Consider the following 15,200-nt stretch of genomic DNA (forward strand, 5'->3'; position numbering starts at 1 on the left):
TGATCAAGCGGATGGCTTACGGCTACCGGGACAGCGAGTTCTTTTTCATGAAGATCAAGAATGACTTTCCCGGCAATCCGTGAAGAACCTTTTTTATGTCTTTGAATCTCCAGCGCCTGCGAGATTCAGCGCCGCGCGGGCGGCGCTCGGTTTACGAGCCGGCACAACACCCGAGACAGGCACCAGGCACCCCTCACTCGGTTGCATTTACCCCCCGGCTGGCCCAAGCTCTGCCCTTCCCGCCGCCACGGACCGTCCGATGCCCAGACGCAACCGCTACCTGATCGCCCTGATGCTGTTGATCCTGGTATCGGCCCTGTTCGGCTACCTGTGGCGCGACGACAAGCCTGCCCCGCCGACCTTGCCTGCGCACAGCTATGTCAAGGCCCTGCGCCAGGCTCATGAAGGCCGACCCGGGGCGGCGCGCGTGCTCTACCAGCAACTGCAACGTAGCGACCTGCCCCCTATCCGCCGCGCAGCCCTTTATGCCGAGCTGCCCAATTACCCCTCGCCGCAGGCCCTGAAACTCGCCCGCCAGGACCTGGAGCACGCAGACCCTCTGGTGCGCCGTGCAGCCATTGCGGGTATTCGCCGCCTGCTGCCGGCGGCGCAACGCAGCCTGGTGCTCGGCCCGCTGCTGGACGATGACGAGCAAAGCGTCCGCTTTGCTGCAGTAGATGCCCTGCTGGGCCTCGCCCCCGACGACATTGGCCTGTATTTCGGCCCGCTGCAGGCGGCGCTTGAGCAATACCAGCAAGCCCTTGAGCAGCAACCTGATGACGCCGACGCCCAGGTGCATCTGGCGCGCCTGTATCTGCACGAAAACGACTACGCCCAGGCTGCCACAGCCCTGCAACGGGCGCTGGCGGTTGCACCCGGCAACCTCGACGCCTTGGCCACCCAGGTGCGCCTGCTGGAACGTCAAGGCCACCACGATGCCTCGCGCCAGGTACTGGGCAAAGCTTTGGCGCTAAGCCCTGACTCAGCCTTTTTGCAATACGAACTGGGGCTGTGGCTGAACCGCCACGAGCAGCAGGAATACGCCTTGCTGGCCTTGTCCCGCGCCGTCGAGCTCGACCCGGATAACGCCGACTATCGCTATACGCTGGCAGCCACCCTGCACGAACTGGAGCAAGTCGATGCCGCGCAGAAGCAGCTGGAAACCGTGCTCAACCGCCAGCCAGCGAACCGCCGCGTGCGGGTGCTGCTGATCCAGTACTGGAAAGAAACCGGGCAGTTGCAGAACGTGCAGGTACTGCTGGCCGAACTGGAGCGCCAGAACCCGGACGACCCCATCCTGCAACAAGGCCTGTAGCCATCACCTGAAAATTGTTGAACCCTCAGCCAGTGGGCGAGGTCCAGTGGTTATCGGACCACCCTGAAGGAGATTCGTTTTGGCCAATGCATTGGCACTGGACGAACGTGCCTTGATCCTGGCACCCCCAGCGATGGCTGCGGACACCTCACGCCTGCTTGCCTCCGTCGGCATCAATTGCCTGTGCGCCGCCGACCTGGCCAACCTGCAAGCCTGCCTGAGCGAAGGCGCGGGCCTGGCGATCATTGCCGAGCAGGTGTTCGACCACGGCCCAAGCGCGCTGCTGCAAGCCTTTATCGACCAGCAACCGAACTGGTCGGACCTGCCTATCGTGCTGGTCACCCAAGCTGCACGGTCGAACATGGGTACCGGCAACCACCCGGTGGGTAACCTGCTGATGCTGGTCGCCCCCTTCGACAATGCCCAACTGCTCAACCTCACCCAATCTGCCTTGCGCAACCGCCGCAGGCAGTACCTCGCTCGCGACCAGTTGCAGGCATTGCAACAGCGCCTGGACACCCAGGCCGAACAACAGGCGCAGACCGAGTTCGATCGCTACCAGGCACGCAAGATGGACGCCATTGGCCAGTTGGCAGGCGGTATAGCCCACGACTTCAACAACCTGCTCACCAGCATTGGCGGCAGTTTCGAACTGATCGAACGGCGCCTGCAACAGGGGCGCAACGATGGCCTGGACAAGGTCGTGGGCATGGGCCGCCAATCGGTGTCGCGCGCTGCCCGGCTTACCCACCGCCTGCTGGCGTTCTCCTCCCGGCAATCGCTGCACAGCCAGCGGGTCGATTTGCATGACCTGCTGGAAGCAGACCGGCTAAGGCCCGGCCTGAGTGCAGCCGTAAAGCTGCAGGTGCAGGTCAACAAGGGTTTATGGCCAGTGGAGGCCGATGACCAGCAACTCAAAGAGGCCCTCGACAACTTGCTGCTCAATGCCTGCGAAGCCATGCCCAGCGGCGGCCAGTTGCGTGTCGAAGCCTGCAACCGGCATGTTGCCACCGGGCAGTTCGCCGACGTTGCCCTGAGTGCCGGTGACTACCTGTGCCTGAGCGTCATCGACAACGGCCAGGGCATGGCGCAAAGCACCCTGGAACACGCCTTCGAACCATTCTTCAGCACCAAACCGACTGGCCAGGGTATCGGCCTGGGCCTTTCGATGGTGTACGGTTTCAGCAAGCAGTCTCGCGGCCATGTCACGTTGCAAAGCCGGATCGGCCAAGGCACCCGGGTGGATCTGTACCTGCCGCGCCACGTCGGGCAGCCCCGCCAGGCAAATTCAGCGCAACCGGGCATTCGAGACAACCGGGGGCATCATGTTTTGGTGGTCGAGGATGACCCGCATGTTCGCCAATTGCTGTGCCAGGCTTTGAGCGAGGCGGGCTTCCCCTGTTGCAGCGCAGCCAACGCCAACGAGGGACTGAAGGTGTTGCGCTCTGCCCAACCGGTGGACTTGCTGGTGAGCGACATCGGCCTACCGGGCATGAACGGCCGGCAGCTGGCCGAAATTGCACGTAGCCTGCAACCGGACTTACCGGTGCTGTTCATTACCGGATACGCCGAAACCGCCATGGCCCGCGAGGGGTTTCTGGCGGCGGGCATGCACTTGATCTGCAAACCGTTCGAGCTGGAAACGCTCCGCGCGCAGGTAGTACAGATTCTCGGCGAGCCCTGATGCCAATTACGCTTCGAGCATGCGCAGCGCCTGATCGGCGAGCCCGGCCAACGAAAACGGCTTGTTCATCAATGCAGTGCCCGGCTGTTCAAGCATCTGCGCTTCAATGGGCTGATCTGCATAGCCCGTGATGAACAGGATCTTCTGCGTCGGCAGTTGCATCCGCATGGCCTTGGCCACTTGCCGGCCACTGAAACCGCCTGGCAAGCCGATGTCGGTAATCACCAGGTCGAAGGGGCCATCATGACGGAACCGCGCGAGCGCGGTATTGGCGTCGCTCACATCGACAACATCGAAACCGCGTTCGGTCAGGTACTCATGCATCACCGCACGCAAATTAAGCTCGTCATCCACCAACAACAGGCGTTGCCCGCAGGCCATGAGCTGCGCTGGCTGAACAGGTTCGGGCTCCTCCTCCACTGGTTCATGGCACCGAGGAAAAAGCATGGAAACCTTGGTACCGCGGTTTGGGGTGGACTCGATCCACGCATCCCCCCCCGATTGCCTGACAAAACCATACACCATCGCTAAACCCAGCCCGGAACCACGCCCGATGGGTTTGGTGGTGAAAAACGGCTCAAAAGCCCTGGCAATCACTTCGGTAGACATACCATGGCCATCATCCTCGACATGCAAGGCAACGTAGTCGCCAGGCGGCAGGCCGCACTCATCTGCAAACCTGGCCGTCAACCGCTCATTGACGCTGCGGACGGTGACATTGCCGCGTTCCAGGCAGGCTTCCCGGGCATTGGTGAACAGGTTGATCAAGGCATTTTCAAGCTGGTGAGCGTCAAGACTGACCGCCCACGGAGCCACATCCAGCTGCCAGTGCAAACGCATCTCTGCGCCCAGCGTCCTCAGCAGCAGAGGCTCGGTTTGCCGCAGGTGCCGATTGAATTCCAGCGGTTTGGGTGCCAGGGGTTGATTGCGAGAGAACGCCAGCAAGCGATGTGTCAGCTCCATGGCACGCAGCACCGAATCCCGTGCCACCTCGACATAGGCGTCAACCCGCTCCAGGCGCCCTTCCCGAAGCCGCCGCTGCAGTAGTTCGAGGCTGCCACCGATGCCCGACAGCAGGTTGTTCATCTCATGGCCCACGCCACCGGCCAGCTGACCAACCACCTCCATGCGCTCACTGTTGCGCATCATCGCCTCAGACTGACGCGCAGCCTCTTCACGGAGCCCCGTGATATCCCGACCAACTGCGGTCAGCAAGCTGCCATTGAAGCGGGCACTCCAGCGAAACCAGTGGTAATGGCCGTCAGCGTGACGCAAGCGGGTCTCGATCTGCTCGGTGTTCTTGTATTGCAAGAAGCCGGAGACAGCTACCTGCACTTCGGCCCGGTCTGCAGGATGCACCAGTTCCAGTACCGGCACATTGCGCACTTGCGCTTCAGTCCAGCCCAGAATGCGGTACCAGGCGGGATTGGCGGCATGCATCTTGAGTTCTGGAGTAACGGTCATCATCGCGTCACGCGACAACTCCCAGAACTGCTCGCGCTCGTTTACCTGCTGCTCTATCTGCCGTTCAAAGCCTTGTGCCTGCTCGCGCCAATGATGGTGCGCCTCAACGCTGGCCGTGGTCTCGATTACCGTGTGCAGGAACCCCGCTACATTGCCAAGCTCATCGTGCAGGGGGGCATAACCGAAAGCGCACCACAGCGGCTCGGTGCCTTCGCCGCAGGCGATACGCAGGGGCGGATCCTCGACAAAATTCGAGTGCCCTTCGAGTGCCTTGAATGCCCAGGGCCCCACCGCTGGCCAGATATCATGCCATAGCCCATCGAACGCCTGGCCCAGCGCATCCGGTACCACGGCCCGCAGCGCCCGGTAACGATCGTTGTGCACCACACTAAGGTCCGGCCCCCACACCACCGCACAGGGGAACGGTGACAAATGCATCAGGTCGACGGCAATGCGTAACGGTGCCGACCAGCGTGGCAGCGGCCCAAGCGACGTACGCCCCCAGTCGAACCGGGCAATCCGTTCGCCCATCAAGTCTTGCGGCGTCAAAACGTGCGGCTGCAGTTCGGCCTTGGGCACAGGCTCGTGCGGCTTACCATTTGCGACCAATCTCGTAACTCCAGCAAGGCTCAAGGTTAACCAAGGTGGCAGGGTTGCTCCTTGGGCTTTGTTCAACTTAGCACAGCACGCACAGCACACGATGGCGTACTTGCAGGTGCCAGCTATGCTGAGTAGGTTTTCCCCGGGCCAGGGAGCAATGGCCCACTCAGGTTGCCGACGGGAGCGTGGTCATGAGCAAGAACATGCTGGTGGTGCTGACCAATACAGCCAAGTATCCAACCCTGAAACGGGCCACAGGGCTGTGGCTGGGCGAAGCGGTACATTTTGTCGATAAAGTCGAAAAGGCCGGCTACACGGTGGACTATGCCAGCCCGGAGGGCGGCTATGTGCCCATCGACCCACACAGCCTGCAGATGGCGCCCGACCTTGACTGGCAATGGTATGACGACAAGCGCTTCATGACCCGCCTGGGCACCACCTTGAGCCCTGGCCAGGTGAACGCCGACGATTACAGCGTCATCTATTACACCGGTGGGCATGGGGTGATGTACGACTTTCCCGATAACCAGGCGCTGCAGGAGCTGGCACGCAGGGTCTACGAAAAAGGCGGCATTGTCGCGGCTGTCTGCCATGGGGTGGTTGGCCTGCTGAACATCAAGCTCAGCGACAACAGCCTGCTATTGAAAGGCCGCAAGGTAACCGGCTTTTCCAATATCGAGGAAAAACTGGTCGATCTGGACAACGTGGTGCCTTTCCTGACAGAGAATGAGCTTGTTGGCCGGGGTGGTGAGTACACCAAGCACGATGATCCCTGGGCAGCTTACGTGGTCGAGGATGACCGGCTGATCACCGGGCAGAATCCTGCCTCCACTGCCCAACTTGCAGAAAAAGTACTGGAAAAACTCAACAACAGGTAAAGGCTTACACACGCTTTTTGGTTTTCCTCTCGCGCAGGCTGTACGTGGACTACAGCCGGCCGGCCATTGAATGCATAGGCTCAGGGCTCGGTTGTTCACCACGAACAGCTTCGGCCCGGAGAGCGATTGCCCTATGTTGAAGATCATGCACGCCGGGCGCCGCCTGCGGGAGCTGCTGTTGCTCGCCACAGTGGGTCTGGTGCCTGTAATTTCCGGTTTGCTGGTGATGATTGTTCAGCTGGAAACGAAACTTGCGGAAAACGCCGCTATCTCCGTTCAGGAAGCGGTATTCAGCATTGACCAGGCGCTGAACCGCCTGCATGAAGCCGCCCAGCGAGCCATGCCGCTTGCCGGCAAGCACTGCGCCAGCGTCAAAAGCCAGTTACAGGAGCAGGTGGTAAGCCGCTCCATGATCAGGTCGCTGACCTTGGTAGAAGGCAATGAAGCCTACTGCAGCAGTACTTCAGATTCTCTGGAACACTTATCGTCCTTTGCCGCGTCCGGCCAGCAAGTCGAACTGTCCTACGGGCAACCCGACAAACGCCGCAAGCTGCTGGTCAACTATTACTTGCAGGGTAATAATGGCGGGGTGATCGTAACGGCCTATGCCGTCCAGCTACGCAGCGAGCTGGATGCTTTTCAGGATGGGCTGACACTGCTGCTGGAGTTCGACGAGCGCTACATCTGGAGCAAAGGCGACAGCCGTGACGCACAGCGCCCTTCACAGTCCGAGTTTCCTGCAAGCGCGCTGTCGACCAGGTATGGATACAGGGTAAAAGGCGGTTACGCCGAAGGTTTCACCGCCCAGGAAATATACCAGTCAATGATGCAGATCTTTCCCTCACTGATGCTGGTTGGGATCGTGACCGGCTCAATCGTGTATCTGGGCTTGTACAGGTCGCGAACCCACAGGCGTGAGGCGGCCGCCAGGCATGCGTGATGGCGGCGCACCTCAAGCCGGATCAGTCGGTGCTCAGCACACCACGGCGCACCTGGTCACGTTCGATCGATTCGAACAGCGCCTTGAAGTTGCCTTCGCCAAAGCCATCGTCACCCTTGCGCTGGATGAACTCGAAGAACACCGGGCCGAGCAGGGTCTCCGAGAAAATCTGCAGCAGCAGGCGCTTGTCTTCGGGCTGCGAGGCACCGTCCAGCAGGATGCCGCGTGCTTGCAGTTGGTCGACCGGTTCGCCATGACCAGGCAGACGCTCTTCGAGCATTTCGTAATAGGTTTGCGGCGGCGCAGTCATGAAGCGCATGCCGAAGCCCTTCAGGGCGTCCCAGGTCTTGAGCAGGTCGTCGGTGAGGAAGGCCACGTGCTGGATACCTTCGCCGTTGAACTGCATCAGGAACTCTTCGATCTGCCCGGCGCCCTTGGACGACTCTTCGTTGAGCGGGATACGGATCATGCCATCAGGAGCGGTCATGGCCTTGGACGTCAGGCCGGTGTATTCGCCCTTGATGTCGAAGTAGCGGATTTCACGGAAGTTGAACAGCTTCTCGTAGAAGCCGGCCCAATAGGCCATGCGCCCGCGGTACACGTTGTGGGTGAGGTGGTCGATGATCTTCAGGCCGGCACCCACCGGGTTGCGGTCCACGCCTTCGATGAAATTGAAGTCGATATCGTAGATCGAGCTGCCTTCTTCAAAACGGTCGATCAGGTACAGCGGCGCACCACCGATGCCTTTGATTGCCGGCAGGCGCAGTTCCATCGGGCCGGTTTCGATCTCCACCGGCTGGGCGCCCAGTTCCAGGGCACGGGCATAGGCCTCATGGGCATTGCGCACGCGGAACGCCATGCCGCATACCGACGGGCCGTGTTCGGCAGCAAAGTAAGAAGCGATGCTTTTGGGTTCGTTGTTCAGGATCAGGTTGATGCCACCTTGGCGATACAGGTGCACGTCCTTGGAGCGGTGGGTAGCCACCTTGGTGAAACCCAGTATCTGGAATACCGGCTCAAGTACGCCAGGGGTGGGCGAAGCCAGTTCGATGAACTCGAAGCCCATCAGGCCCATTGGATTGTCGAAGATATCAGCCATGTTCGTGTCCTCATCTGCAGCGAAAAATTATTGATTGCGTGGGATGTGGAACAGAAACGGCGGTGAGCACGGGATGCCCCGCACGCTGCGGGCGAGGAAGTCACCTATGATCAGCTTGAACCCATGGTATGTCATATGGACCCATTCTCGGCGGGCTTGATCCTTCGGTATTGAAGGATCTTATTGTTGTATTCGTAAACGGATTCTACATTGCGTAAATTCGTTTGTCGCGTTTTAGTTGGCCGTGCGTTCCGACAAGCGGCTATCCTCTCGTTACCCTCCACACACATCAGGTCAGCATGCCCCTTTCCGTGAAACGCCGCGCCAGCCTGGGCTGGCGCAACCTGCTGCCCTGGGTCGTCGGCGTGCTGCCGGTGGTGTGCGGCCTGGCCGTGATGAGCTGGCAGGTCGAGCGCGAAATGCAGGCCAGCAGCCAGGCCACCACCCGTCAGACGGTGGATCACATCGAACGCATCCTCGACAGCCTGTCCAATGCCGCCACTGCACTCCTGCCGCTGGCTGGCAGCCCTTGCGACCAGGCCCAGCTTATGCTGCGTGCCCAGGTTACCCGCAATGCCTTCGTACGCTCCACCAACCTGTTCACGCACAACACGCTGTATTGCACGTCGCTGTTCGGCGCATTCGACGAACCGGTCAACGCCAGCGACTATACCGACGGCAAGCTGTGGCTGATGAACGGTAACTCGGTCACCCCGGGGCACCCGCTACTGGTGTACCGCGCCAGCGACGGCAACCGCGGCGCAATCACCACGGTCGATGGCGACCACCTGCTCACGGCACTGCGCCTGATCGGCCCGGACGAAGACTTGCAGATACGTGTTGGCGACGCCTGGATGGGCAAGGACGGTGTCGTTCACAAGGGTGCGCCACCTGCCGCCGCCAGCGCCAACGTGTTGCTGGGCTCGACGCGTTACCCGTTCAGCGTGCAGGGCGGCTACGGCGCCGACAAGCAAGGCCAGCTGCTGCGCAGTCATTACCCTGCCCTGCTCAGCCTGCTGCTGGTGCTGGGTGCCGTGGCTGCACTGGTGTGCCGCTGGCAGCTTCGTCGCGCCAACTCGCCCCGCGCCGAGCTGCGCAGGGCCCTGGAGGCCGACGAGTTCCTGCCGTACTTCCAGCCAGTGGTACGCCAGGGCGATTATCGCTGGGCCGGTGCCGAAGTGCTGATGCGCTGGAACCACCCACGCGAAGGCCTGGTCCGCCCCGACCTGTTCATCCCCTATGCCGAACACAGCGGGCAGATCGTCGCCATGACCCGGGCGCTGATGATGCACACCGCGCAGAGCCTGGCGCCCTATGCCGGGCTGATGGAAGACGGCTTCCATATCGGCATCAACATCACTGCCGACCACTGTCGCGACCTGCGCCTGCTGGACGACTGCCGTACCTTCCTGCAGCATTTCCCGCCCGGCCGGGTGGTACTGACCCTGGAGCTGACCGAGCGCAAGCTGATCGAGCCCACGCCTGTCACCCTGGAACTGTTCGAAAAACTGCATGCCATGGGCGTGATGATCGCCCTGGACGACTTCGGCACCGGCCAGTCGAGCCTCAACTACCTGCGCCAGTTCAATGTCGACTACCTGAAGATCGACCAAAGCTTCGTCGCCATGATCGGCGCCGATGCGCTGTCGGTACATATTCTGGAAAGCATCATCGAGCTGTCAGGCAAACTGGGCCTGGGTATCGTTGCCGAGGGCGTGGAAACCGACACTCAGCGCGACTACCTGGCCCTCCATGGCGTGGACTTCCAGCAGGGCTACCTGTTCGCCAGGCCCATGCCGGCCGCCCAGTTCATCGAGGCACTGGCCAGGCGCCCGGGCGCGGCGCAGTTGCCGCAAGGCGCAGCCCCTGAGATCATGCGCGGCTGATCCCCCGCACAACTCCCCCTTATTCGAGGCACTCGTGTCAAAAGGCATTGTTTCATCGGTCATGGCGTCCTGCTTGTTCGCTGTGATGTACTTCTATACCTCGCTGCTCACACCACTCGATGGCGAAGAAATCTTTGGCTGGCGCACCCTGCTGACGCTGCCCTGCCTCACCTTGTTCATGCTGGTGTCGAAGGACTGGAAACGGGTAGGCGAACTGTTGGGCCGGGTAAAACGCACGCCAGTGCTGTTGCTGGGCATGGTCGGTACATCGTGGCTGATGGGCGTGCAATTGTGGCTGTTCCTCTGGGCGCCACTGCACGGGCGCAGCCTGGAAGTGTCGATGGGTTACTTCCTGCTGCCGCTGGCCATGGTCCTGACCGGGCGGCTGGTGTATGGCGAGCGCCTGTCGCGCCTGCAAAAGGTAGCCGTGGCCTGTGCCGCGCTGGGCGTTGGCCACGAGCTGTATCAAAACGGCAGCTTTGCCTGGGAAACCCTGCTGGTGACGATCGGTTACCCGATCTACTTCGTGCTGCGCCGGCGCTGCCGCACCGACCACCTGGGCGGCTTGTGGTGCGACATGTGCCTGCTACTCCCTTGGGCGCTGTACTTCGTCACCCAGGGCCCGCTGTCCAGCGCCGACCTGCAAGCACATCCCGCACTTTACGCACTGATCCCGATCCTTGGCGCGATCAGCGCCTCGGCCCTGATCGCCTACGTGCTCGCCAGCCGCCTGCTGCCGTTCAGCCTGTTTGGCCTGCTCAGCTACGTCGAGCCCGTGCTGCTGGTGGGCGTGGCGCTGCTGCTGGGCGAAACCATCGGCCCGGATCAGTGGCTTACCTACCTGCCGATCTGGGCCGCGGTGCTGGTACTGGTGCTCGAGGGTTTCAAGCACCTGCTGCGTCAGCGTCGCCGCTCGGTGTAAGCCTTACCTGGCGCACCCGCCGCTCTTCAACCGCCTCCACGGTGAGCGTCCAGCCATTCCAGGCCAGGCGGTCGCCCACCATCGGCAGGCGGTCGAGCAGGCTCATCACCAAACCTGCGAGGGTCTGGTAATCCTCGGTGGCACGGGCACTGAAGCCTGTACGTGCCTGGACCTGGCTCAGGTTCAGGGCACCGCTCACCACAAAGCCTTCGCCCTCCTGGACAATACCGGGGCCTTCAACCTCGCTGGCATCGGGCAATTCACCGGCAATCGACTCAAGGATGTCGGTCATGGTCAGCAGGCCGGTGAAGTCACCGAACTCGTTGACCACGAACGCGATGTGGGTCGACTGACCACGCATCTGCTCCAGGGCGTTCAGGATGCTGAAGCTCTCCAACAGGTTCAACGGCACCCGGGCCATGCCTTCCAGGTCCGGCTGGCTGCCCGACAGCAGTTCCTTGAGCAACTCCTTCTTGTGCACGAAGCCCAATGGCTCATCCACACGGCCGGCGCGAATCAACGGCAGGCGCGAGTACGGCGAGTTGGCCAGCGCCTGGGTAATGGCCTCGGCCGGCTGCGCCAGGTCGATCATGTCCACCTCGGCACGGGCGGTCATCACCGTGCGGATAGGCCGCTCGGCCAGGTTCAGCACGCCACTGATCATTACCCGCTCACGGCGGTCGAACAGCACCTGTTCCTCACCACCTTCGACCAGGTCGGCGATTTCCTCGCCCACCTCGTCAGCCTCGACACGGCGACCACCCAGCAGGCGCAGCACGGCATGGGCGGTGCGCTCACGCAACGGCCGGTGCTGCTGCAAACTGCGTTTGCGCCGGGCACGGGCCAACTGGTTGAACAGCTCGATCAGAATCGAGAAGCCGATAGCCGCGTACAGGTAGCCTTTCGGGATATGGAAGCCCAGGCCTTCGGCGGTCAGGCTGAAACCGATCATCATCAGGAAGCCCAGGCACAGCATGATCACCGTGGGATGGGCGTTGACGAAGCGGGTCAGCGGTTTGCTGGCAACGATCATGATACCGATCGAGAAGATCACGGCGATCATCATTACCGACAGGTGCTCGACCATGCCTACTGCGGTAATGACCGCGTCCAGCGAAAACACCGCGTCGAGTACCACGATCTGCGCAACGATCGGCCAGAACGCCGCATGGCGCACGGCTCCGCTGGCCTGGGTTACGTGGCCCTCAAGGCGCTCATGCAGCTCCATGGTGGCCTTGAACAGCAGGAACACACCACCAAACAGCATGATCAGGTCACGGCCGGAGAAGCTCTTGTCGAACACCTCGAACAGCGGCGCGGTCAGGGTGACCATCCACGAGATACTGGCCAACAGGCCCAGGCGCATGATCAATGCCAGGCTCAGGCCAATCACCCGCGCACGGTCGCGCTGATGCGGCGGCAACTTGTCGGCAAGGATGGCGATGAACACCAGGTTGTCGATACCCAGCACCAGCTCGAGGACGATAAGCGTCAACAGGCCTAGCCAGGCCGTGGGATCAGCTAGCCATTCCATTAGCGGGTACTCACGAGGAAAGCGTCACAAGGACGGGGGAAGGATGGCCGAAAGGGCCGAAGACTGGGGGGCTCCGCGAAGGCGCTCATATAGACCTTGTCAACAAATTGGGAAGATGATGCTACAAGCACAGCAGGTTTCCCTGATAGCGCAAAACTATTACAAAACCTGTAACGAGCAGGCTCCCATCAGGGCATGGGTTCCAACATGGGTATTTTTCTTCAATACCCTGGCCAACCAATACAAGAAGATCAGGCCATCTTCAGCCCAATGGATCCTCTCATGAGCCTGTCCCTGTCCATGGCCGCCTTCGCACTGGCGGCCTCGATCTCACCCGGCCCGGTCAACATCGTTGCCCTGAGCAGCGGTGCCACCCATGGTCTACGCGCCAGCCTGGCCCACGTGGCCGGCGCCACGCTGGGCTTCTGCCTGTTGCTGGTACTGGTCGGCCTGGGCCTGCATCAACTGCTGCTGCGCTGGCCGTTGCTGGGCCTGCTGCTGCACTGGGGTGGCGTGGCATTTCTGCTGTACATGGCGTGGAAGCTGGCCAGTGACAACGGCCACCTGGGCAGTGCACATCCTGATCACGCCCCTACAGCCTGGCACGGCGCCGCCATGCAATGGCTCAACCCGAAGGCCTGGCTGGCCGCCGTGGCCGGGGTTGGCGCCTACACCGGCAGTGAGCAGCACTTGCTGTGGTTGTTCACCTGGATCTACGGACCGATCTGTTTCCTGTCGGTTGCCAGTTGGGCCTGGGCCGGAAGCGTGATTCGCCAGTATCTGGGCAACCCCCGGCACATGCGCCTGCTCAATCGGGGGCTGGCGCTACTACTGGTGGGCAGTGCGGTTTACCTGGTTATCTGACCACATCGGCATTGCGGTAATGCCCCGGGGTCGCCGCCAGGTGCTGTTTGAAGGCCCGCTGCAGGTGCGCCTGGTCGGCAAACCCGGCCTCCTGCGCCACCTCGGCAATTGCGCGCCCCTGGCGCAACTGCGCCCTGGCCAGTTGCACGCGCTGGTCGAGCAGGTAGCCATGCGGCGTCAGGCCGAAGCGTTGGCGAAACGCACGAATCAGATAGGAACGTGACAGGCCACAAGCCGCGCAGATGTCTTCAAGGCTCAGCGGGTCGCTGCGATGGGCGCGCATGAACGCTGCTGCAGCCTCCAGCCGCGGGTTGCCCTGGTCATTCACACAAGCGTCGGCACCAAGAAAGCCCGGCAATGAACGGAACAGGGCTGCCAGGCGGCCTTCCCGGTCTGGCACGCTCGCATCGAACACGTCAGCAAAGGTTCGTAGCAGCCGTTGGTACAACGCAGGCGATGTACTCCAGGTGTGCGTCGGCAGGTGAAAACCTTGCGCCTGTAACCAAGGCAGGTCGACGAACAGCATCAGGTACGACCAAGGTTCACCGTCAATGGGGTTGCAGGTATGCACCACCCCCGGGTTCATCAGCACCGTGGTGCCGGCCCTTGCTTCGATGCGCGTGTCACCGGTCAGGTAGGTGCTGCGCCCACCCGTGATCACACCAATCGAAAAGCTCTCGTGGGAATGTGCGGCATAACACACCTGTCGCCCGTCCCCTACGCGCCTGGCCTCGACAAAGGGCAATGCCGGGTCACGCCAGAACCGCGAAACCTCGGTCATCCCCTAGTCCACTCGTTGCTGACATGCCCCGATACTACACACTTATCGCGCAAACAGATCGAGCGTGCGCTCCACTTCATCGATATCGATCCGGAAACCATCGCCCTCCGGTATCCCGACCACAAAGCCGAACTGCTGGTGGTCGCGATCCGTCAGGTATTTGTAGTAGCTGACAAACCGGTTAGGCGGCTGCAAGGTCAGCAGGCTACCGCCAGGCTGCAGCACATTCACCCCATGCACCAGCTGGCTACCCTCCACGCCAATCACCACGTTCGCCCCCGCGCAGGCTGCAACAATACTCGGCACATCCGACTTGAGCGGGTTGACCACGCGAAAGCCACGGGTAACCCGCAGATGCTCGGCAAGCTCAAGCTCGTTACGCAGCAAGCGCAAGTCGCCATCACCGCCACGCAGCAGGAACACCCCAGGGTGCGGGGCATGCGGTACATGCGACAGCAGCTTGTCGCCCATGGCCCGATAGCGGGCGTGCCGGCTGCGGTTGTTGCTTTGGTCGTCGAACAGTACCAGTTCCCGGAAAAACGCACTGCGCAGGCGCAGCGGCTTCATGTCCAGCCAGTCTTCATAGGCGGGCGCCTGGGTAAACAACGGGTACCTGGCCGACGGCGCAGTGGTCACCGGTATGCCTTCGTTACAGGCCAGCGCGTAGGTGGGGCAATCTTCCATCAGCCAGGTGCCGAACCAGGAATTGCCGTTTTGCGTGCAATAAATGGCCGCGCGATCGATTTCGTTGTCCACGATGATGGCAGGAAAGGTACTGGGCTTGAGCGACAGCCAATGGCTGGCCTTGCCTTTGTACAGCGCACCATCGACCAGCCATACATTCTTGATCAGGTACCCACGGGTCGGCCCTTGCAGCGTGCTGATGCCGCCCTCCATGGTACGGGCGGGGTGCACGTAGGGGTAGAAACGCTTGCCCTCCCAGCCCGTCACCCGTTCCAGTTGGCCGGGCAGGTAAATGGCGGGTGGCGACACTGTGGTTTCGCCTGGGGCAATGTCCCAGCTCTTGCTGGCAATGCTCTTGAGGTCGATGGCCGTGTTCTTGCCCAACCGCTTGCGTGCCATGTAGCGGTAAGCGGCCAGCGTCCAGGTGTGCTGCTTGGCGGCGGGCGATGCACTGAACTGCGAGATGTCGCTTCCCATGAAGCGTCCTCCCTTGGGTAACAAAGTCATGAACCAGGCGCCAGGCGCCCTCTCAACGCATCCCTGGCAAAC

General features: G+C 61.6%; 12 protein-coding genes. 7 read left to right on the top strand and 5 right to left on the bottom strand.

Annotated elements, in window-relative coordinates:
• Window positions 1-259: 259 nt before the first annotated feature.
• Entirely contained in the window at window positions 260-1,315 is a 1,056-nt protein-coding gene (locus ACFY9W_RS19685) for a tetratricopeptide repeat protein (protein WP_391133386.1), read from the top strand.
• 79 nt (window positions 1,316-1,394) lie between these two features.
• Window positions 1,395-2,999, top strand: a complete 1,605-nt coding sequence (locus ACFY9W_RS19690) for a response regulator (RefSeq protein ID WP_391133388.1) — start codon at window positions 1,395-1,397, stop codon at window positions 2,997-2,999.
• Window positions 3,000-3,005: 6 nt separating this feature from the next.
• Here the strand turns inward: ACFY9W_RS19690 and ACFY9W_RS19695 are convergent, their stop codons facing one another.
• Window positions 3,006-5,072: an ATP-binding protein gene (locus ACFY9W_RS19695; RefSeq protein WP_391133391.1), complete on the bottom strand. Its 2,067-nt coding sequence runs from the start codon at window positions 5,070-5,072 to the stop codon at window positions 3,006-3,008.
• Window positions 5,073-5,254: 182 nt separating this feature from the next.
• Between ACFY9W_RS19695 and ACFY9W_RS19700 the strand changes: the two genes are divergently transcribed.
• Both ACFY9W_RS19700 and ACFY9W_RS19705 read left to right on the top strand, forming a co-directional pair.
• Window positions 5,255-5,941, top strand: coding sequence for a DJ-1/PfpI family protein (locus ACFY9W_RS19700; protein ID WP_391133394.1), 687 nt, complete (start codon window positions 5,255-5,257; stop codon window positions 5,939-5,941).
• 133 nt (window positions 5,942-6,074) lie between these two features.
• Window positions 6,075-6,881, top strand: a complete 807-nt coding sequence (locus tag ACFY9W_RS19705) for a CSS-motif domain-containing protein (RefSeq protein WP_391133397.1) — start codon at window positions 6,075-6,077, stop codon at window positions 6,879-6,881.
• 22 nt (window positions 6,882-6,903) lie between these two features.
• Here the strand turns inward: ACFY9W_RS19705 and hppD are convergent, their stop codons facing one another.
• On the bottom strand, window positions 6,904-7,980 hold the full coding sequence (hppD, locus tag ACFY9W_RS19710; RefSeq protein ID WP_346643578.1) for a 4-hydroxyphenylpyruvate dioxygenase: 1,077 nt from the start codon (window positions 7,978-7,980) through the stop codon (window positions 6,904-6,906).
• Window positions 7,981-8,279: 299 nt separating this feature from the next.
• Here hppD and ACFY9W_RS19715 point away from each other — a divergent pair, with 299 nt between their 5' ends.
• Both ACFY9W_RS19715 and rarD read left to right on the top strand, forming a co-directional pair.
• The gene (locus tag ACFY9W_RS19715; RefSeq protein ID WP_391133400.1) at window positions 8,280-9,866 is read left to right on the top strand and encodes an EAL domain-containing protein; all 1,587 of its coding nucleotides are present in this window, start codon (window positions 8,280-8,282) and stop codon (window positions 9,864-9,866) included.
• Window positions 9,867-9,900: 34 nt separating this feature from the next.
• Entirely contained in the window at window positions 9,901-10,788 is an 888-nt protein-coding gene (gene rarD, locus ACFY9W_RS19720; protein WP_391133403.1) for an EamA family transporter RarD, read from the top strand.
• Here the strand turns inward: rarD and ACFY9W_RS19725 are convergent.
• The gene (locus ACFY9W_RS19725; protein ID WP_391133406.1) at window positions 10,751-12,322 is read right to left on the bottom strand and encodes a transporter associated domain-containing protein; all 1,572 of its coding nucleotides are present in this window, start codon (window positions 12,320-12,322) and stop codon (window positions 10,751-10,753) included. The genes rarD and ACFY9W_RS19725 overlap by 38 nt on opposite strands.
• A 282-nt stretch (window positions 12,323-12,604) precedes the next feature.
• On the opposite strand from ACFY9W_RS19725, the gene ACFY9W_RS19730 reads away from it, so the two are divergent.
• Complete coding sequence (locus ACFY9W_RS19730; RefSeq protein WP_391133409.1) at window positions 12,605-13,186, top strand: LysE family transporter; 582 nt, start codon at window positions 12,605-12,607, stop codon at window positions 13,184-13,186.
• Here the strand turns inward: ACFY9W_RS19730 and ACFY9W_RS19735 are convergent.
• Window positions 13,179-13,967, bottom strand: coding sequence for a helix-turn-helix domain-containing protein (locus tag ACFY9W_RS19735; protein ID WP_391133412.1), 789 nt, complete (start codon window positions 13,965-13,967; stop codon window positions 13,179-13,181). The two genes, ACFY9W_RS19730 and ACFY9W_RS19735, sit on opposite strands and share 8 nt — an antisense overlap.
• A gap of 42 nt (window positions 13,968-14,009) precedes the next feature.
• Window positions 14,010-15,128 carry a glycosyltransferase 61 family protein gene (locus ACFY9W_RS19740; RefSeq protein ID WP_391133415.1) on the bottom strand — a complete coding sequence of 373 codons (1,119 nt, stop codon included), beginning with the start codon at window positions 15,126-15,128 and terminating at the stop codon, window positions 14,010-14,012.
• Window positions 15,129-15,200 lie beyond the last annotated feature (72 nt).

The organism is Pseudomonas sp. NPDC008258 (assembly GCF_042956345.1).
Lineage (GTDB): Bacteria > Pseudomonadota > Gammaproteobacteria > Pseudomonadales > Pseudomonadaceae > Aquipseudomonas.

Coding starts and splice junctions, on each gene's coding strand:
- ACFY9W_RS19735 (WP_391133412.1), bottom strand. CDS start 13,967: ATGACCGAGGTTTCGCGGTTCTGGCGTGACCCGGCATTGCCCTTTGTC.
- ACFY9W_RS19725 (WP_391133406.1), bottom strand. CDS start 12,322: ATGGAATGGCTAGCTGATCCCACGGCCTGGCTAGGCCTGTTGACGCTT.
- ACFY9W_RS19685 (WP_391133386.1), top strand. CDS start 260: ATGCCCAGACGCAACCGCTACCTGATCGCCCTGATGCTGTTGATCCTG.
- ACFY9W_RS19700 (WP_391133394.1), top strand. CDS start 5,255: ATGAGCAAGAACATGCTGGTGGTGCTGACCAATACAGCCAAGTATCCA.
- hppD (WP_346643578.1), bottom strand. CDS start 7,980: ATGGCTGATATCTTCGACAATCCAATGGGCCTGATGGGCTTCGAGTTC.
- ACFY9W_RS19730 (WP_391133409.1), top strand. CDS start 12,605: ATGAGCCTGTCCCTGTCCATGGCCGCCTTCGCACTGGCGGCCTCGATC.
- ACFY9W_RS19705 (WP_391133397.1), top strand. CDS start 6,075: ATGTTGAAGATCATGCACGCCGGGCGCCGCCTGCGGGAGCTGCTGTTG.
- ACFY9W_RS19715 (WP_391133400.1), top strand. CDS start 8,280: ATGCCCCTTTCCGTGAAACGCCGCGCCAGCCTGGGCTGGCGCAACCTG.
- ACFY9W_RS19740 (WP_391133415.1), bottom strand. CDS start 15,128: ATGGGAAGCGACATCTCGCAGTTCAGTGCATCGCCCGCCGCCAAGCAG.